The sequence below is a fragment of the Anabaena sp. UHCC 0399 genome, assembly GCF_034931465.1.
GTDB lineage: Bacteria > Cyanobacteriota > Cyanobacteriia > Cyanobacteriales > Nostocaceae > Trichormus > Trichormus minutissimus.
Window position 1 is genome coordinate 1 of the sequence record NZ_JAYGGZ010000040.1, and the last position, 19,579, is coordinate 19,579.

Sequence of the window (19,579 nt, forward strand, 5' to 3'; positions counted from 1 at the left end):
GATCAAGGAAAAGCTTTTAAGTTGTTGTCAAAATTATGACTTGCAAGTTTTTTCCTAAAACCCTGATGTAGAGAGGGGATTGATTAGGGCTGTTTCATAGGTAAAAGCTCTGTCCCTCCCTACAGAACGCTGCGCGAACGTGGGCGGTCTTTCAACTCAGCACCGGCTCAACGCCGCGCTACCGCTAACGCAACTCAGCACTCTTCATGTCGTCGGTATTGCCCACCCTACGTCTATTGAGAATGGTCTAATATGATAATTTGCACCCGACCATTTGTAGAAATCGGGTGCAAACTATATATTTAAACTAGCCTGAGTAACGGAGAGGGAGGGATTCGAACCCTCGTTGAAGTTTCCCCCAAACAGACTTTCCAGGTCTGCGCCTTCAACCACTCGGCCACCTCTCCAGGTGTCACGATTTACAATAGTAACATGAAATCCCAGAAAATGCAAAGATAAAGAAGGGAATTTTTTTTAGCCTGATTCTGAACGTCTCAAAACCAAATCTAAGATGTCCGACACATACACAATTACAGTACGCGATCGCGCCACTGGCGAACAGTACACCCTCCAAGTACCAGATGACCGTTACATCCTCCACACCGCCGAACACCAAGGGGTAGAATTGCCCTTTTCCTGTCGTAATGGAGCTTGCACCACTTGCGCTGTGCGGGTGGTGTCGGGGGATATTTATCAACCAGAGGCAGTAGGCTTGTCCCTAGAATTGCGTCGGCAAGGTTATGCTTTGTTGTGCGTGAGTTATGCTCGTTCTGACTTGGAAGTAGAAACCCAAGACGAAGATGAAGTTTATGAACTCCAGTTTGGGCAATACTTCGCTAAGGGGCGAGTTAAAGCGGGTTTACCGTTAGATGAAGATTAGTTGCGATATGGGGATAGGAAAGCAGGGGAGGCAGGGGAAGCAGGGGAAGCAGGGGTGCAGGGGTGCAGGGGAGAAAGAATGTTGTTTCATGCCCAATCCTCAGTCCTTCAAAAACTGGTTGCGAAAACTTGCCATTCTCGCTTGCTTATTACTCTTGGTGAGTTGTCAAGGTAGGACTCAGTCTGAGAACAATCAAAAGCAGGTGAGGGTGGCGCGGGTAGTGAGTGGTCAGACTTTGGAAGTGGTGGGGATGGCTGAACAACCAACTTTAATTTCCCAGGTGCGGTTAGTTGGTGTAGATGCGCCAGATTTGCGTCAGTATCCCTGGGGAGATCAGTCTAAGGAACTTGTAGAAAAGTTGGTTGGCGATTTAGAAAAACCTGTAACCCTGGAGTTTGATATCGAAGCCAAAGACAAAATTGGTCGAACCATAGCCTACGTGTGGAAAGATAACCAGTTGTTAAACGAACAAGTGGTCAAACAAGGGTATGCTTTGTTTGTAGCGCGATCGCCTAATCAAAAATACAATCAACGTTTAGAACGCGCTCAACAATGGGCGAGAATCATGGGTAAAGGTATCTGGAATCCAGAAAAACCCATGCGTCAGACTCCGGCTGAGTTTCGTCGTCTTAATCGGTAGTGAGTGCTGAGTGCTGAGTGCTGAGTAGTGAGTGCTGAGTAGTGAGTGCTGAGTAGTGAGTGGGAGATAAGGGAGAGTATGCCCAATACCTATTAACCAATGACTAATGACTAATGCCTTTTTTGGAATTCAAAATGCAAAATACCCTACGGAAAGGCTGCGCCAACACAATTCTGTGAGGAAGGGTAAGAATAATTTTGAATTAATTAATTCTGCCCCCACTCTTAAGTCTTTAATGCAAGAATTTTGAATTTTTAATTTTTAATTGGAGCGAAGCGACTTGACTAACCTGCAAATTTTTCTTGATATTGCAACAGAAGCTGCACTGGCTGCGGGTGTTGTTTTGCAAGGGTACTTAGGTAAGTTAGAAGATGCGATTACGGAAAAGGGTCGTCCTGGGGATTTAGTGACTGCTGCTGATAAAGCTTCAGAAGCAGTAATTTTAGAAATTTTGCGCCGCCATTTTCCTGAGCATTCCATCTTGGCGGAGGAATCGGGGAAAATTGGTAATCAAGATCATCAATATCTCTGGGCGATTGATCCTCTCGATGGTACGACTAACTACGCTCATCAATACCCGGCTTTTTGTGTTTCCATTGGTTTGTTAATTGATGGTGCGCCGCAGGTGGGGGTGATTTATGACCCATTTCATGATGAGCTTTTCCGGGCGGCTGCTGGTTTGGGTGCAACACGCAACCGCCGTCCAATTCATGTTTCTGAAACAACTGAATTGAGTAAAAGCTTGTTGGTGACAGGATTTGCCTACGATCGTCGCGAAACATCGGATAATAACTATGCCGAATTTTGTCACCTCACCCATCTTACCCAAGGGGTGCGACGTAGTGGTTCAGCAGCTTTAGATTTAGCCTCCGTCGCTTGTGGCCGTGTCGATGGTTATTGGGAACGGGGAATATCTCCTTGGGACGTTGTGGCTGGGATAATTTTGTTACAAGAAGCTGGTGGTAAGGTCACTGCTTATGATGGCACGCCATTTAAAATCGCTTCTGGTAGAATTCTCGCAACCAATGGTAATCTTCACGACAACCTCAGTAAGGCATTAATGCAAGTACCACCTCTATTAGCTTGGCAATAAAAACATAACAACAGATAGCTAATCATTCACCAAAGGGAATAATAATCACAGGGTAATACTGACGCTTACCTTGGTGAGCGAAGTAAACTAGAAAAAATATAACTGCTCCTTTGGTGAGAAGTGCTATATGTCTTTAAGAATAGACCGTGGATTATTTCAATATGAGTTCATAGACAATCACGCTATTTTGTGTGTCCCAGTTGACGCTGATGTCAGAGAAATCCGCAAGCGATATCTAAAAATTGCCCGTCTTTTACATCCTGATAGCAGTGTGATTCATACTGAGACAGAAAAGAAACTGGCTATTGAATTATTATCGAAGTTAGTTAACCCCGCTTACGAAGCACTATCAGTAGAACGCACTCGTTCGGAATACATCATCGTTTTGTCTCAAATAGGTAAGCGGTTGACACAGGAATCAGCTTCAATCGAACTGACTACCGACTTAGCTAAACAGTTAGCAGCATCTCCTAATATTGATCATGTTTATAAAAGTGCGATCGCTAAAATTGCTGAAACTCAATACAATTCTTTGCAGCAGGTAATCCCCATTATTTCTCAAATCAGCGAGTTGAATTTAGTTTACTTAATGCGGAGTGCTGGTAAAGCTTTAGCCCCACCGCCACTACCAGTTGCTCAATCTACTGCTAACTCCAATTCATCCCAACCAAATACACCTGCTGCACCCCCACCACCACCACCACCATCTAAAGAAGATCCAGCCATTGAACAATATCTCCGTCGCGCTCAAAGCTTGATTAATAAAAATCAATTTGCTCCGGCCAAAGTAGAGTTACAAGATGCACTGAAGATTGGACCAAAAAATAGTCGTTGTCATAGTTTGCTGGGATTTGTGTATTTAAAGCAAAATCAACTGAAAATGGCTAAAATCCACTTTGACAATGCTTTAAAACTAGACCCTAACGATCCAACAGCGTTGGCGTGGAAGCCTAAACTAGATAAAGTCCTAGGACAACAATCTAGTAGTCCCAAGGGCAATGCACCTCATAATTCTGGCCAAAAACAACCAGATAAATCTGGAGGTGGGTTATTTGGTGGTTTATTTAGTGGGAAGAAAAAATAAAGAAAGTCGAGCTAAGAGGATGTTTGAAAAGTCCGAGAAGGTATAATTTGTCATTCTGAGCGGAGCGAAGAATCTAGGCTTCAGGCGCATACTGAGATATTTCACTTCGTTCAACATGACACAGAAAGACCCTTTTCAAACAAGCTCTAAAATTTATTTTGAATTTTGAATTTTGAATTTTGAATTGATTCATTACCTTTTCCCATATACTTGGCTGCATAGGCGGGAACAGAAAACGCAATGTGCAGTCTGCCTTTTTGCAGGAAACCGGGGTAAATAACGGAGGATGAATGGTGTATCAACCAGCCGCAGGAGCGAGGGATTTATTACCTCTAGATGTGGCTCAAAAACGCTGGATTGAAGATAGATTACAACAGGTGTTTCACCGTTGGGGATATCACCGGATTATTACCTCAACGCTGGAACGTATGGATACCCTGATGGCGGGGGAAGCAATTCAACGCCAGATGGTGATTCAACTACAAAATACTGAAGATGAAGAGTTAGGATTGCGGCCAGAGTTGACAGCTTCTATTGCTCGTGCTGTGGCGACACGGATGGCGGGTACTACTTATCCGCAACGACTGTACTATAATGCCAACGTCTTTCGCCGTATCTGGGAAAACAGACACAATCGTCAGCAAGAGTTTTATCAAGCTGGAGTGGAGTTGTTAGGTGTAGGTGGATTGCTAGCCAACGCTGAGGTGTTGCTGTTGGTAAGCAATTGCTTGGCGGCGTTAGATTTACAGAACTGGCATTTAATTTTAGGTGAAGCTGGAATCACTCGATCGCTATTGAATGCTTTTCCAGAAAATCTACGTGCTAAAGTTCGCACTGCGATCGCTCATCTTGACCGCATTACAATAGATACTCTGCCTTTAACTGACGAACTGCGCGATCGCGCCAGAATCATGTTAGATTTGCGTGGCAATAGTGCCGATGTATTACAAAAAGTCAGCAGTCTGGGTTTAGATGCAGAGCAACAAGAGGCAGTTAATAACCTCAAATCTCTAGTAGAGTTATTAGAATCAGAGGGGGAATTTCCTATTATTCTCGACCTCAGTCTAATTCAAACCATAGACTACTACACCGGCATTGTCTTTGAAATTGTCAGCAGTAGCCAATCGCAAGCACAGGTTTTAGGACGCGGTGGTCGTTATGACAAGCTTTTGGGACTATATCACCCCCAAGGTGAAGATATTCCTGGTATTGGCTTTGTACTTAATATTGAAGACCTGTATCAAGTTTTATTATCTACTCAACAATTACCGCAAGAAACCCCGGCTAGTAACTGGTTAGTAGTTTCCGAAACACCAATTACTCACGCTGCGGCCTTTGCCTATGCCCAAAAGCTGCGTGATTCTACTCATCTAGTCCGGGTAGAAATGGATTTAGGTGGCAAAGATGCAGCCGCAATTAGACAATACGCAGGCGATCGCAATATTGCCCAAATCGCTTGGATTAAAGCCGACGGAACGCCTACAATCGAGAGCGTTAGGTAGTGCTGAGTGCTGAGTGCTGAGTCCTGAGTCCTGAGTCCTGAGAGAAAGAGATGCAACATTCCTACGTCTCTTTCTCTGAATAACGCATATTTAATTTCTGGCATTAATTGTGACTTTTGACTTTTGACTTTTGACTTTTGACTTGATTTATCCCCAGTCCCCAATCTCCAGCTTTTCAATTTTAGATTTTAGATTTTGGATTGAATAATCTAAAATCTAAAATTCCTATTCCCCAGTCCCCAGTCCCCAATCCCCAATCCCCTGCTAGGCTAGAAAAAGCTGATTTAAAAGAGAGGGAATCTATACAAATGCCGCACACTATTGTTACTAATGTCTGTGAAGGTGTCGCCGACTGCGTAGATGCCTGTCCAGTAGCTTGTATTCATGAAGGCCCTGGTAAAAATGTCAAGGGAACTGATTGGTACTGGATTGATTTCTCTACCTGTATTGACTGTGGTATCTGTATTCAAGTTTGCCCTGTTGCAGATGCGATCGTTCCAGAAGAAAGACCTGATTTACAAAAAACTCCTTAATTTTGTCATAGCTAGCAACTTCAGCTAGCTATCAAGTGAGAGGCGGTAATGGTTAACAGGTAATGAATAATAATTGCTACCCCATTAGCCATTACCAACAACTAAACCCGAATGTCACCAAGAGAAACTAAAACACAAGTGTTTTAAGTAGTTTGTAAATTATATATTTTATCGATTACCTGTTTAGAGGATGCCTACACACACCCACTTGAGTTCAGACCTTAACTTTTGCCATACTAAAACTTTCTTGTAGGTAATCTTCCTCAGCAAAGTAGTAGCTGTAGCGTTCATTGTGGGAAATCACGCCATTAACTACCTGTCCTAAAACATTCTGACCAGATTTTTCTAAAAATTCTCTAGCGAAAGCCGCATTCACTGAATCTACTACCCCTGGACGAACTACCAATAAAACGCCGTCAGCCATTTGTCCTAAAGTAGCAGCATCAGCAGCAACATTTAAGGCTGGAGTATCAATAATCACAAAATTGTATTTAGTCGCAAAGGTGTCGATTAAAGCTGCCATGCGTTTGGAGTCCAAGAGAGATGCAGGATTAGGCGGTACTACTCCAGACGTCAGGACATCTAAATAACCCATAACTGGCTTAATTGCTTTTGTCGTCTCTGCCTGCTCAACAATCACATTGCTCAGACCTTGACTATTATTGATATCCCAGATTTTATGCTGTACTGGACGGTGTAAATCTGCATCTATTAGTAATACCTTATGTTCTTTCTGGGCTAATGCTGTGGCTAAGTTAGCCGCTACTGTTGATTTACCTTCTTGCGGTACAGAGCTAGTGACAACGATCACTTTTAACTCTTTATCAGCACTCATAAACCTCAGATTTGCTCTTAACATCCGGTAAGCTTCACTGATGGCAGAACGAGGAAAATCTCTCATAATAATCCTCTGACTATAATACTCTATTCCTTCATCTTCATCAGCATATTTTCTCAATTTATTAACTCTAGGAATTACCCCTAATAAGGTTAAACCAAGCAATGTTCTAGCCTCATCAATAGTTTTAATAGACTTATCTTTTGCCTCCAAAATATACACAGTTGCTAAAGCTGCTATAAAAGCTAATAAGCCAGCACTCAAGTAAGAAATTATTGGCGAAGACATTGACTCGTCTGGAGTTTCAGCCGAGGATATAATACTGGCGTTGCCAACATTTTGATTTTCTGCTATGCGACTTTCTTGCAGCTTTTGTAATAGCAATGAATAAGTAATTTGAGAAACTTGTACTTTACGGTCTAACTGACGCTGTTTTTGTTCCAACCTTGGTAAATTATTCAGACGTTGTTTATAGGCAACTTGTAAGTTAGATAAGGTACTAAATTGCTTGATTGAACCTAGGCGAATTGACTCTAATTCCACTAGTCTACCGGATAGTTGTTGTTGTAAAGCTCCCAGTTGTAGGTTCTGATTTAGTTGAGATAGATTTGTGCCTACAACCTGATTGACTCGTTGTTGTAATAGCCTATTTAATGAGGTTAATCGTTCTTCTAATTCAATAATCTGTGGATGTCTATCTTGTAAAATATTGCGCCTTGCCGTGAGTTGTGATTCTAGTTGCTGGATTTCTTGCAAAATATTTTGTACTCCGGAAGTCTGGCTGAGGGAAGTCATCATTACAGCCTGTTGTGAGTTCATACCAAGCTGTTTACGGATTGATTGAGACTGTGCCTCACTATCAGCAACTCTAGATTGAGCGGCATTCATTTGGTTTTGTAGGTCTGTAATGACTTCCAGTGCTTTGGTTGCTTCTTCTTGTAAATTAACAACTTTGTAGTTTTCCTTAAACCTCGCTAGTTCTGCCTCTGCTTTTTGAACAACTGATTCTGCATCTGGCAGTTGTTTTTCGATAAATTTGCGGGCAGCAGATGCTTCACCTCTGAGAGAAGATACATTTTGCTCTAAATATATTTCCACTAGAGTATTAACGACTTTGGCGGACATTTCAGGGTTACTATCTTGGTAAGAAATTTGCAGAATATCAGTGCCTTTAACATCTTTTACATTGAGTTTTTTGAGAAACTTTTTAGTTTTTAAAGGACGACCTTGATTATCTTTCAAATTAAGTCTAGCTATGGTTTTTTTAACAAGCGGTGTAGACCGTATCACCTCTGCTTCTGTATTGAGAGGATTAGTTAGCTGATTTTGTGCGACTGACTCCAACTTATTTATTTCTGTTCCTAAACCAGTTAAATTTGAAGTAGTATTTGTCCTTTGAAACTTTAGTTTTGCCTCCGCTAAATAAGCAGGTTTTCTCAAATAAAAAATTGCTATTGATGAAGCCAAAAAAACAGGCAGAAAAATAAATATTGCCGACATTCTACGACGCTTGAAGATGTGCCAATATTTATCAAACGAAGAATTATATTCTTGATTTTCCATAATTAATTGGGATAATTAAAAACCGAATTTAATTGTTAGGTGTTTCAAGTACATCGAATCTTAAACCATGAATCAATGAGTTTGGTTTTCGTGAGTACCATAGTGAATTGTTGTAATTCCATCAATCACTCTTGCTAAATCTTCGTTGGTCAGATTAGATCCAGAAGGTAAGCAAAGACCGCATATAAATAAATCTTCTGCTACTGCACCGCCAAAACATTCACACTCAGAAAACACAGGCTGGAGGTGTAAAGGTTTCCAAACGGGACGAGATTCAATTTGCTGTTTGGCAAGTGCTAGACGGACTTGTTCTCGGTCTGCACCAAATGCCTGAGAATTGATAGTGAGACAAGTTAGCCAGCGAGTTGCTCTTCCATAATCAGCTTCTGGCATGAATTCTAATCCTGGTAGTTTTCCTAACGCAGATGTGTAGATTTCAAAGTTATGTCTTCTAGCTGCGACTCGCTCATTTAAAACCAGCAATTGACCGCGACCAATACCAGCTAAAACATTGCTAAGGCGGTAGTTATAGCCAATTTCTGAGTGTTGGTAGTGGGGAGCGCGATCGCGGGCTTGAGTTGCCAAAAAACGAGCTTTTGCGACCAATTCTGGGTCGTCAGACACCAACATTCCACCACCAGAGGTGGTAATGATTTTATTGCCATTAAAAGAGTAAATACCAATGCGTCCAAATGTGCCAGGAGAACGTCCTTTATAGGTAGCACCTAAACTTTCTGCTGCATCTTCTATCAGGGGAACTTCATACTGATTGCAGACTTGGAGAATGGGCTGTATATCTGCGCTTTGTCCATATAAATGTACCACTATTACAGCTTTTGGTAATTTACCTTGATATGCACGATTGTGCAAGGCTTCATGCAACAAGTCTGGGTTCATATTCCAAGAATTGCGATCGCTATCAATAAAGACTGGCTTTGCACCTAAATAAACTATGGGGTTGGCGGTAGCAGCAAAAGTTAAAGTAGAACAAAACACCTCGTCCCCAACCTCTACTCCCACCAATCGTAAAGCCAAGTGCAAAGCCGCAGTCCCAGAACTGACAGCAGCAGCATAACCAGCACCAGTCACCTGACAAAATTCTGCCTCGAAAGCGTCAACGTGAGGGCCAACGGGAGCAATCCAATTAGATGCAAATGCTTCTTTGACGAATTCTAGTTCGTCAGCACCTATATGTGGCGTTGATAGAAGAATAGGTTTATTCATCTTTATTTTGAGAGATTTAATTGCTCATGACGTTGACAAGGCGATCGCATTTTGAACTCATGGTATTAGTTTGTACCTTCAGCCATTGCTGATGAGGCGTTTCCCCATTTGCCCAAGCGATCAATGCTGCTGGTAGATTTGCCCCTGCTATTTGAGAGAATGGATAACCGCCACCAAAACGGGGGTTCATTTCTAACACACACGCCCCTTTTTCAGTCAGCATCACATCACAGTCAAGATTGCCAATATGTCCGAGATTTTGGCCGATTTGCTCACCAATTCGGCTCATACCCTCATGAGAAACAGTTATCGCTCGGTCTGTCTCTCCGGCTCGCATAGCTAACTTTCGTTTGACAAAAGTATTGATGTGAGTGCCTGCTAAATTATTAACAATATCCAGACCATATTCTTGTCCGAGTAACTTTTCTTGAATCAGGATACATTGCGCAGAGTCGGTAGAGCTAATCTCCGCCAGAAATGATTTACTCAGCAATTTTTTGACGAAGCGATACGCTAATTCTAAATCTTCTTCATCTTCTGGGTATTCAATACCTATAGATGCACTTCCCCAACGAGGTTTAACGACTAAGGGAAAAGATATTTCCCCTTGCTTAATAGCTTCTTTGGCTTGATTAACAGAAAGATAAGTTTTGGGTGTGGCAATCCCCAGATTATTTAAAAACTGGCAAGTAGCCCACTTATCAAAACAAATATCTATGACTTCCGAATCAGAAATCACTGGGATAGTTCCGATTTTGAAAAAGCGATCGCGTTGTTTTGCTAACAGTGGCAATTCTAAATCATTGAGTGGAATTAACAAACGAACCTGTTTTTGTTCACAGATATAGAGTAATTTTCCAAAATAGTCATGATGATTTACAGATGGTAATAAAAAACTTTCGTCAGCTTCCTGAAGTGCCGGAGCTTCTAGACTAGCATCACCAGCGAATACATATCCACGATTTTCTAAAGCCTCCTGGAAGAATTTAATCAGATAGTTCCGTCTTCCCGCACAAGTCAACATGATATTCATATTTTTACCTTTCATATCACATAGGTAGAAAAAACATCCTTAGTAGTTTCTCTCCTTCTGATTAAGTCATATTCATTCAAGGTAGAATCATAGCTAATAATGGGAGGATTGGGGCGAATGAAGGGAGGTTTAAAGACTACAGTATATGCGCCGATATTATCAAAAACTACATAATCTCCAATGCCTATTTGACCGGAATAATTGTTATATAAACAATCATGTTCCATGCAAGTATATCCCACTAAATCCACCGGGGGACTGATATTTTTATGATCAGAATTTTCTTCACTTCTATAGACTTGCAATGACAATTCTTTGCCTGTTAAAGTTGGTTTAATATTGTGGATACTGCCAACAACCAATGCAATCTGGCGTGATTGTACTGTTTTCATCCCCACTACTTTAGCAACAAACTTAAGTACATCGGCAACAACGGCTACACCTGGCTCAACGATTAGCTCTGGGGTATAATTACCAGGAAATCTACTTTTTAATTGGGGTGCGATCGCTTCTGCATATTCCTGATAGCTGGGAATATAACAGTCAAATTGCGCCTTCAAATCATCATTCATTTTGCCAAAGAAACCACCTCCCACATCAATAAATTGCGGCGGTTTTTCCTGAAAGTAATAATCACTAAGTTCTATTAATTTCTGAGTGCGTAACTTATAAGATTCTACACTTCTAGTTGGTGAAGAAATATGACAATGCAATCCCAATACAGAACAATTATTTAATTCTCTAAATACCTTAAAAACATCATCTAGTGCGCCTCCTTCTACATCAAATCCAAATCGGGATATCCGACCTATACCCACCACATCTAAGTTACATCTTAGTCCTACTGCAATCTGCTGATCAGGCAATCTTCGCGCTAATGCTGTAACTATGTCAACTTCTTCTAAACAATCTAAGTTAACGATAGAGCCAGCTAATATTGCTCTTTCAATATCTTCTGAGTATTTTAAAGGGCCATTAAAGATAATTCTCGATGGCGGTACACCAATTGCGATCGCTAAATCATACTCCATTTGAGAAACAACTTCCGCATAACCTCCCATAAAATTTACACTCTGGCATAGCTTAGGAATGTAATTAGTTTTATAAGAATAACCAAGATGGGTATTGGGATAAATTGCCCGAAAAGCTTGTAAAAATTCTTGATAGTTGCTCTCAAATTTTTTGATGTCGAGGATAAAAAAAGAATCTCCATACTCTTTTTCTAAATAGAATAGTCTTGTCCAAGAAAGAGGCATTTCAATTTCTGGAGAAATAGACTGATTGACTACAATGTTTGTTAATTGCATAGATACTTGAAGTATGTTTTAAAAGTCCTGAGTTCCGTATCAAATATTTTGATATTCTCATAAATCCCCCTAAAAAAGGGAGACTATAACAATCATGCCAAATAGAAAGCTTCTTACATAACCTGGATTTCTGGACAGTTAATTAGTCTGATCAGAGTATGAGTATATAAGTTGGTAAGTAATCATACAGAATTAATTTTTTCCCGTAACCTATAACCCTGTCCCCTATACCCTATCTCCACCCATGAATTTAATTTTTTCCGACTACTTATTAATCTTGTCCAGTTAAACGATAATATTTATTTGGATATCGCTTCTGAATAAATTTGGCTATGATCGGATTTATTTCTACTTTAGAAGGAATCCTCTGAACACCGAAGCGCATCCCATCTTTAAAAGTACAGAGTGCTGAGTCTTCTCTAGAGTGCAAACTATGAGCAATTTCCCGAATTTTACCTGAACGACGGCACATTTGTACAAATTCAAAATGCAACCCTGGGCTAATACAGGTTGATAATGCCTCAGTTGCAATATGAAGTGTGTGCATATATGCTGTGTTATCAATAGCATAGGCAGTCATAAAAGCACCTAATTTGCCTTCAATTAAACCCCCCATCACAAACCAATGCTGGAAATCTAGATTAGCAATATCTGCTAAATAATTTTTGAGATTGCCATAATTTGTCCTCTTTAATGCTGAAGCAAGAACTTCATGTCCTTGTTCTTGCAAAAGCTTTGGGCCAGTTAACTCAACAAACTTAACTAACTTATGAGACTTGCGAATTTGTCCCCTGCGATTTGCGGACAAACTCTGCAAATCGTAGTTTTCTATTTCAGACAACAGATGAATGGGTAATACTCCATTAGCAAAGGCTGCATCATTAGTATCTAGAGTTGTCTGAAATCCCCAATTGAAAATTTGTGGCGCGGTGGCTTGTTCATAGCTTAAACGAGCTAACAAATGAACAGGTTGAAAAAAACCAGGATAGCTTTCTTGCCAATATCTACCTCTATGCTTGATGATACGTGTTCCTTTCCCTCGCAGCCAGTTTGCATATTCTTCTTCTGTTATCGGTACTAACTTGGCTTCTGATACATCTCGTATCTGCAAATTATTGATTGACATTTTAGTTTTACCTAATGTATATCCCGCACCAGTATGAAAGCTTCTGCCGCAGGTAAACTGACGGTGCTACCACGTAACTGTGCTAAATTAGCGATCGCCTGCAAAGAACGGGGATGGGGAGCTTCTTTGAGTTGGCTGTGATAACAAGCCATAGCCTTGAGCTTGCGCTCTAAACAATTTGTGATATCTACAAACACCGTAGGAATAAAAGCCTCATCACCAAATGGCGAAGCCCATTCAGTTTCAGATAGAGTTTCATAACAAAAAATCTGGCGTACAGAACAAGCATTTATAGGGCGTGCTGCAACCATACCAGCCTGATAAACAATGCGGTGGTCAGCGTGAATATCTCCACGATGGGGCAAATACAGAATATTGGGCTGTAATGAACGAATTACACTGCTAATGGTATCAGCCAATTTATAACCGGGAAAAGTATCTAACTTGGGCGCAGTAAATTCTAGAAATTGCACACTAGATACACCTAAAATTTCGTGAGCAGCCTTGAGTTCCTGACGAGTTTGTATTTCTTCTTCTGGTGGGTATATTTCTGGATCACCATAGGTAATTACTAAAATATGTACCTCATCTCCATTATCTACATAGCGTGCAATTGTGCCTCCACAGCCTAAGATTTCATCATCAGCGTGGGGTGCAATGATCAATACTTGATTTTTCATTTTTTGACTCAACAAACATTCAAGAATTTTTTAGTATCTGAACCACAACAAAAAAGAGTGTCTAAAATTGACAAGTTAGGTGCAAAGTCCAATTCGGGAAACATTTGTGTATAAGTCGGATAACTAAACTCTTGCCAGAATACATCTATACCAGCAGTGGTAAATTCTGCCATATCCATATATTGTCTCCCGCCAATACCTGACAAGTAAGCATTAGCTCCTATTGCTTGACAAATATTAATTAGTAATTCAGATTTGTTACCCTCAACCCCTAATGCAGACATATATACAATGGGTTTATTAATTTCTAAAATTTCCATTACCCATCTCATCATTGCCATGTTGAGTTCACAGAGATTCACCCATTCTTGCTGAAATATTTTTTCTAGTCCTGAGCTATATTGAGCAAAGTAAGGAGCGCGGGCATAATTTGTTACAATCGCATTCCAATGCTTCCGTGACCAAGGAAATTCAGAGTTTATTTCCATTGTATTGATAAATTCTTCTTCCCTGGCGCGATGACATACTGGTACGGTTATCCATTGGCTTCCTTGGCTAGTTTTGATTTTATTGCGATGTTGCAGACCACGCCTTTCAAACTGTACAGTGTCCATCGCTACAAAAATGTCACCTTGATTTAGCTTGTGAAAAAATCCCAGATAAGGAAAATACTGTGGTTGGTGAATCACTGCGGTTTTCATTATTTAAATACCTTAACTATCTGATAAACCGTTATCTTGTTCGTATACACCTTCTTGGCGCAGCACAACTGGAATCGTGCGAAAAATAATCATGATGTCTAACCAAAAATTCCAGTTGTCTACATACCAAATATCTAAATTTAACCGTTCCTCTAAGCTGTTGGATAAGCCGCCCTTTACTGCTTCCCAAGCAGTCAAACCAGGCGGTAATAATAAGCGTCTTTTCTGTAAATTGCTATAAGTTTCTAGAGATGAAACCAATAGCGGTCTAGGCCCTACTAAACTCATATCTCCGCACAAAATATTGAAAAGCTGAGGTAATTCATCCAGGTGATATTCCCTTAAAAACTTACCAACGGGTGTAATGCGGGGATCACCTTTGAATGTATCAAGACCAGCACCGATGTGAATAGCTCCATCCATCATCGTGCGAAATTTATAAATCACGAATGGTTTACCTAGTTGTCCTAGGCGTTCCTGGCAAAATAAAATCTGACCCGGAGAAGTAAGTTTAACAGCTAAAGCGATGAGAAGGAAAATAGGAAATAAGCTAACAATCGCTATACAAGATATTACAACATCAAACGCACGTTTACATATCAGTTGCAACCTGATATTTTTATGTATGCTTAGATAAGATTGTTGAACTTTAAGCCATTTTTTCTTTGTCCAAAAATCTGTATTAATCGTAGCAGATATTTGGACAATATTGTCATTAATATTTTTGGTGTTCATGTGTGTAATATATTGATATTACTAAACAAAAAAACAGCATTTATTAGCCATCTAGCAGACTTTATCTAGCTAGCGATAGATAGACAGGTAAAATCTTTTGATGCAACAACAAATTGCTAGATAAATACTAGAAATGGCATGAAGGACGAAAGGCGATCGCTACGACAAGTCCATATAATGCAGACTTGATAAATAATCGCTGAGTTGTGTTAGCGGAGTGGAGCGTGAGCAGCGTGCTGAAAAGTCATTTCCCTCCTCCAATCCCCAATTTATGCCAACATAGCTTCAGCATATAAAGCTTCGTATTCTTTCAGAATGTACGAAAGTTCATAGCTGGCTATACGTTCTCGTCCTTGCTTGGCGATCGCTTGAGCTGCTTGAGGATTATCTAATATCCAGGACATTCCCTGTGTAATTGCCTCTATATCACCCACTTTTACGAGTAAACCACAGCCTTCTTTGAGTAAATCTCTAGTTCCACGAATATCTGTGCCAATTACAGGAGTTTCCATAGACATAGACTCCATCACACACCGGGGTAGACCCTCTCGATCAGACGCAAGTATCGTAGCTGTGGCTGCACGCATTAAAGTGGGAATATCTCGGCGCACACCCAAAAAGCGGACTTGATTTTGCACCCCTAGTTGCATTGCCAGATTCTGTATTTGATTCATTAAAAATCCATCTCCAGCAAAAGCCAAGCAGGCTTGAGGTCTAGCCAACTGAGCAAATGCCCTTAAAACATCTTGAGGATGCTTGCGAGGAATGAACTCAGCTACTGATAAAAAGAATGGGGTATCTGGTGCTAATCCTAATTCCTGGCGTAGCTGCTCAACTTCAGCATCGGAAACAGCTTGAGGATTGTAATACTGTAAATCCACGCCAATTCCCGGCATATATCTAATCTTTTCATGGGGAATCAATCTGTAACGTTTTGCTGTTTCTTCATCCTCACGATTAATTACTACTAAATAGTCTGTCCAACGTCCAGCCAACTTCTCCAAAGTTAGGAAAATAGCATTTTTTAAAAGCTCTCCACCGTTATAGAAGTGAAAACCATGTGCCGTGTAAATCACCCTGAGTCTGTTCTGCTTATTCAAATCCTTGAGAGCATAGCGGGTCACAAAAGCTGCTACTGGCGTGTGGACATGAACTAGATCATATTTCTCCTGCCGTATTACCTGTTGGATGATACGCGGAGCAACAACAAGATTCAATGGATTTAAAGGATTGCGTGACCATTCTATATCCCAAACCTGATCAAAAGCTTTTATACATTCCACATTCTGAGAAACTCCCGTAGCCATCGCATCAACCCGCCAACCTTGAGTGCGAAAGTGATGAGCAAAAGGAATCAGAAAGGCACTCAGAGTATCTGGTACAGTAGTCACCATTAACAAACTTTTCATTGTTTTTTTAACCAAAGTTCTGTTTGTTCACGCACATACCGATAAAAATCAATTCGTTGTTCATATAGCACTTCACTTTTGTACTCTTTGGCTTTCTGGAGATTACGAGCTGACATTTTGGCCATACGTTCAGGATTAGTCACTACTTCCCGAATCTTCTGTGCTAAAACATTCGCATCACCAGGCTGCACCATATCCTCAGCCGCTAATAATTCCGGGATACCGCCGACTGTAGAGCCAATACAAGGTAATCCTCGCGCCATAGCCTCCACCATCGCCCTTGGTAGGCCTTCTTGATGGGATGGTAAAACAAACAAATCAGCCCGGTCTAATTCTGCACGCACAGTATCGCCAGATGCTAACTGACCACGGAAACAGACTCGATTTTTTAAACCCAATGCTACGGCTTTCGCCTCTAATTCTTTTCTATGCTTGCCTTCACCAAGCATAATTAACTTCAGACATAATCCCTCCTGCAGACAAATAGCTACGGCATTGATCAGTACATCGGGAGCTTTATAGAGTTGAGCTAATGTCCCGACAAAGATGAGTGTCCATCTAGACTTGCTCTGACATAGAGGACGAGGTTCAATTTGTACGGCATCAGATGAAAGTTCAACATCAGAGACTCCAACTGAGTAGTTAGGACAGGGATAGCGTTGTTGTAGAGCCTGTCTTGTCACATAGGCAGCAGCCATAGCCTGAGCGCATTGCTGCTTCTGTATTTGAGGAAAAAACCGACGGAAAAAAGGCCGTAGTGGATGGCTCATCGCACCAGGAGCAAAGACATCGTAGGGGTCACTGACAACTTCCACTGCATAGGGATGACCACTTTGGTGTAAAAGAGGTTGGATACAAGAAGCAATCTGTGAACCAATTCTGAGAATCACCGCATCTTTCGGACTAACTGCTATGCGGGTGGTACGTTTGATTTGTTGCGATCGCAGAAGATACTGCCAACTACCAACGTAGTAGGGTACAGCAATAAATGAAACTCCTTTGCCATTAGCTTGCTTCCAATCATCGGGAACTGATGATACTTCCCGCACACGCGCCACCACAAGCACATGATCGAAAACCTCCAGATAGCACTGCCAAAACGTATGTGCAAAAGTTGTTTGTGTCCATAGCTTACCATCTGGTGTGCTATCAAAGCGATGTTCAAGTGTAACTACAACATTCATTTAGTCATAGCCTCCAAAATAAATTTTTTGCAATATCAACAAAAGGGTGTAGGGTAAAATACATTAATAAATTGAAGAGATTCTATGCTTTTTCTTTGGGGCTTACATTTGCCTTAATTAGTTCTTGAATGCCAATTTCTGTAGGGTAGGCAATGCTGAAAATTCACTTGTAGTCATGATTTTTGTGCCGTCGGTATTGCCCACCCTAGGATTATTGAGAATGATGCAAAATATTTACCGCCGACTAGCACAGCTACGCACTGGCAAAATACAAAAGAGACTCTATCTTTCTCTCTTTCCTGTCACCTGTATTTCTTGAAAACTTCCAAATAGTGGCTATCCAACCAGCACTTATTAATTTGAATTAGATTTAATTACTGGGAATTTAGCACCACTTTTTACATACAAACTATTACCTTGAAACTGGCAACCTTTTACACATTTGATAAATGAAATAATGCCTCCTTTAAGTGTATTATTTGTTTGATGATCAGCTAAAAAGTTTTCATTAATATTTACACGATCAAAAACTCCATCAATGATAACTGCTGCTCGGTAATCATTATGAAAATCTCCATTACTTCTCCCTGGATTAACAATGATATTTTGCGATATTTCACCTCTATTGATTGGCGTAGAGATATAGATACCAGCAGCTAGAGAGTTTTTAATGTTGTTACCTGAAATCAGAATATTTTGGCTCTCTATATTGGGAAAATCACTCCTCCATATTCTGACCCCATTTGCTAAACTGTCACTAGCATTACCTTTCTTGATAAAATTGGTAAAAGATATCTCGTTATTCACAATATTCAGATTTGTGAATGGTGCATCTGAACTTGGTTCTAATGAAATACCTGAACTCGGAGTCTCACCCCATAATTTCCGCCAACCATCAATATTCAGGGTAATTTTATTGTCAGAAATCAAGATATTATCAAGTGCATATTCATTCTTTTGCGGCTGATGCAAATATGACCATATTACTATACCATTATAGGCATCTTTTATTGTGTTATCCGTGATGATCTGATTATTTGAACTTGTCGCGAAACCAGTTACATTGATACCGTTAGTAAAACCATTAATAATATTATTTTTGACAGTATGTTTATCTCCATGTATTTCAATTGCCGTTCTTGCTCCATTAGTACCCGCGCCATTTCTGGAAGAAAAAGAATTATGAGATATTTCTATATTTTTGCCATGACTATAAATGGTGGAATGATCATAGTCTATCAGTCCGCCACCAATTAATTCAAAAATATTATGCTTGATTGTGACATCTGAGACTAGAGAATCATTATTAACTGTGATAGTGTTAGCATTATTTTGATTTTTAAATCGGCATCTAGCGATCTCAATTTTTGAACCTACAAAAATTCGTAGCGCATACCTCATTCTGTCGTCAGTCAAATCTGATTCTGCTTTCACAGGATTATTACTACCATTACCATCAATGCCTATGTCATACATAGCAAAATTAGATAGATCAGAGTTGGGTTTTTCTCCTGCCAGTATTGCGTTATAACTACCTTGGTTATCTGCTAGCTGAATCATAGTTTTGTCATTTCCTGCACCCTGGATTGTCACATTCGGCCGAATCGTAATCGCCTGTGATGTTGATGGGTTAATCCTGACTTTGTAAGTACCACTTGGGAAAAAGACAACTCCCCCTCCAGCTTTAGCAACTGCATCAATTGCTGCTTGAATTGCAGGTGTGTCATTGAAGCTACCATTACCAACAGCACCAAATTTCTTAACAGAAACTTCTAATCTGGGCTTGGTTGATTGTTGAGAAAGAATTATCTGATAATTAGAATCTGGAATTGGTTGATGAATAAAATTTGTTATTTTTAATTCGTCATATTTTAATTTGTCCATTTTATTCTGCCATATTTGATGCTTATTATTCTGTTCGCAATCAGTACATTTAGTCAAATATCCAGGAAAATAAATAATTAGAGTTACTAAAAATATAGGGCTTAAAAATACCACAATTTTCCAGGGATTTGAAATTTTAAAAAGCATAGTATTCTCTAGAGTT

17 protein-coding genes and 1 tRNA gene are annotated in these 19,579 nt (G+C 40.3%); 6 read left to right on the plus strand and 12 right to left on the minus strand.

Features of this window, described 5'->3' with window-relative positions:
- Nucleotides 1-320 precede the first annotated feature (320 nt).
- Nucleotides 321-407 (minus strand) — tRNA-Ser (locus VB693_RS19985).
- Nucleotides 408-511: 104 nt separating this feature from the next.
- On the opposite strand from VB693_RS19985, the gene VB693_RS19990 reads away from it, so the two are divergent.
- From VB693_RS19990 to VB693_RS20015, 6 genes are all read left to right on the plus strand, one after another.
- Nucleotides 512-880 carry a 2Fe-2S iron-sulfur cluster-binding protein gene (locus VB693_RS19990; protein WP_323267775.1) on the plus strand — a complete coding sequence of 123 codons (369 nt, stop codon included), beginning with the start codon at nucleotides 512-514 and terminating at the stop codon, nucleotides 878-880.
- Between the two features lie 88 nt (nucleotides 881-968).
- On the plus strand, nucleotides 969-1,520 hold the full coding sequence (locus VB693_RS19995) for a thermonuclease family protein (protein WP_323267776.1): 552 nt from the start codon (nucleotides 969-971) through the stop codon (nucleotides 1,518-1,520).
- 280 nt (nucleotides 1,521-1,800) lie between these two features.
- Entirely contained in the window at nucleotides 1,801-2,613 is an 813-nt protein-coding gene (locus VB693_RS20000) for an inositol monophosphatase family protein (RefSeq protein WP_323267777.1), read from the plus strand.
- 127 nt (nucleotides 2,614-2,740) lie between these two features.
- Complete coding sequence (locus VB693_RS20005; protein WP_323267778.1) at nucleotides 2,741-3,697, plus strand: J domain-containing protein; 957 nt, start codon at nucleotides 2,741-2,743, stop codon at nucleotides 3,695-3,697.
- A gap of 290 nt (nucleotides 3,698-3,987) precedes the next feature.
- Entirely contained in the window at nucleotides 3,988-5,199 is a 1,212-nt protein-coding gene (locus tag VB693_RS20010) for an ATP phosphoribosyltransferase regulatory subunit (RefSeq protein ID WP_323267779.1), read from the plus strand.
- Between the two features lie 308 nt (nucleotides 5,200-5,507).
- A complete protein-coding gene (locus tag VB693_RS20015; protein ID WP_190701510.1) occupies nucleotides 5,508-5,732 on the plus strand; it encodes an indolepyruvate ferredoxin oxidoreductase subunit alpha in 225 nt (74 codons plus the stop codon).
- 214 nt (nucleotides 5,733-5,946) lie between these two features.
- On the opposite strand, the gene VB693_RS20020 is transcribed toward VB693_RS20015, so the two are convergent.
- The 11 genes from VB693_RS20020 to VB693_RS20070 all read right to left on the minus strand — a co-directional run bounded on the left by VB693_RS20020 (nucleotide 5,947) and on the right by VB693_RS20070 (nucleotide 19,563).
- Complete coding sequence (locus VB693_RS20020; RefSeq protein ID WP_323267780.1) at nucleotides 5,947-8,133, minus strand: GumC family protein; 2,187 nt, start codon at nucleotides 8,131-8,133, stop codon at nucleotides 5,947-5,949.
- Between the two features lie 72 nt (nucleotides 8,134-8,205).
- Nucleotides 8,206-9,357, minus strand: coding sequence for a DegT/DnrJ/EryC1/StrS family aminotransferase (locus VB693_RS20025; protein WP_323267781.1), 1,152 nt, complete (start codon nucleotides 9,355-9,357; stop codon nucleotides 8,206-8,208).
- Nucleotides 9,358-9,373: 16 nt separating this feature from the next.
- Nucleotides 9,374-10,390 carry an ATP-grasp domain-containing protein gene (locus VB693_RS20030; RefSeq protein WP_323267782.1) on the minus strand — a complete coding sequence of 339 codons (1,017 nt, stop codon included), beginning with the start codon at nucleotides 10,388-10,390 and terminating at the stop codon, nucleotides 9,374-9,376.
- 11 nt (nucleotides 10,391-10,401) lie between these two features.
- Nucleotides 10,402-11,697 carry a hypothetical protein gene (locus VB693_RS20035; RefSeq protein ID WP_323267783.1) on the minus strand — a complete coding sequence of 432 codons (1,296 nt, stop codon included), beginning with the start codon at nucleotides 11,695-11,697 and terminating at the stop codon, nucleotides 10,402-10,404.
- 271 nt (nucleotides 11,698-11,968) lie between these two features.
- Nucleotides 11,969-12,823 carry a hypothetical protein gene (locus tag VB693_RS20040; RefSeq protein WP_323267784.1) on the minus strand — a complete coding sequence of 285 codons (855 nt, stop codon included), beginning with the start codon at nucleotides 12,821-12,823 and terminating at the stop codon, nucleotides 11,969-11,971.
- 11 nt (nucleotides 12,824-12,834) lie between these two features.
- On the minus strand, nucleotides 12,835-13,503 hold the full coding sequence (locus VB693_RS20045) for a PIG-L deacetylase family protein (RefSeq protein WP_323267785.1): 669 nt from the start codon (nucleotides 13,501-13,503) through the stop codon (nucleotides 12,835-12,837).
- Between the two features lie 8 nt (nucleotides 13,504-13,511).
- Nucleotides 13,512-14,204, minus strand: coding sequence for a WbqC family protein (locus VB693_RS20050; RefSeq protein ID WP_323267786.1), 693 nt, complete (start codon nucleotides 14,202-14,204; stop codon nucleotides 13,512-13,514).
- Nucleotides 14,205-14,216: 12 nt separating this feature from the next.
- Nucleotides 14,217-14,939, minus strand: a complete 723-nt coding sequence (locus tag VB693_RS20055) for a sugar transferase (protein ID WP_323267787.1) — start codon at nucleotides 14,937-14,939, stop codon at nucleotides 14,217-14,219.
- Nucleotides 14,940-15,208: 269 nt separating this feature from the next.
- Nucleotides 15,209-16,348, minus strand: coding sequence for a glycosyltransferase family 4 protein (locus VB693_RS20060; protein WP_323267788.1), 1,140 nt, complete (start codon nucleotides 16,346-16,348; stop codon nucleotides 15,209-15,211).
- Nucleotides 16,345-17,532: a glycosyltransferase family 4 protein gene (locus tag VB693_RS20065; protein ID WP_323267789.1), complete on the minus strand. Its 1,188-nt coding sequence runs from the start codon at nucleotides 17,530-17,532 to the stop codon at nucleotides 16,345-16,347. Before VB693_RS20065 ends, VB693_RS20060 begins: the two co-directional genes overlap by 4 nt.
- 354 nt (nucleotides 17,533-17,886) lie before the next feature.
- A complete protein-coding gene (locus VB693_RS20070) occupies nucleotides 17,887-19,563 on the minus strand; it encodes a glycosyl hydrolase family 28-related protein (protein ID WP_323267790.1) in 1,677 nt (558 codons plus the stop codon).
- Nucleotides 19,564-19,579 lie beyond the last annotated feature (16 nt).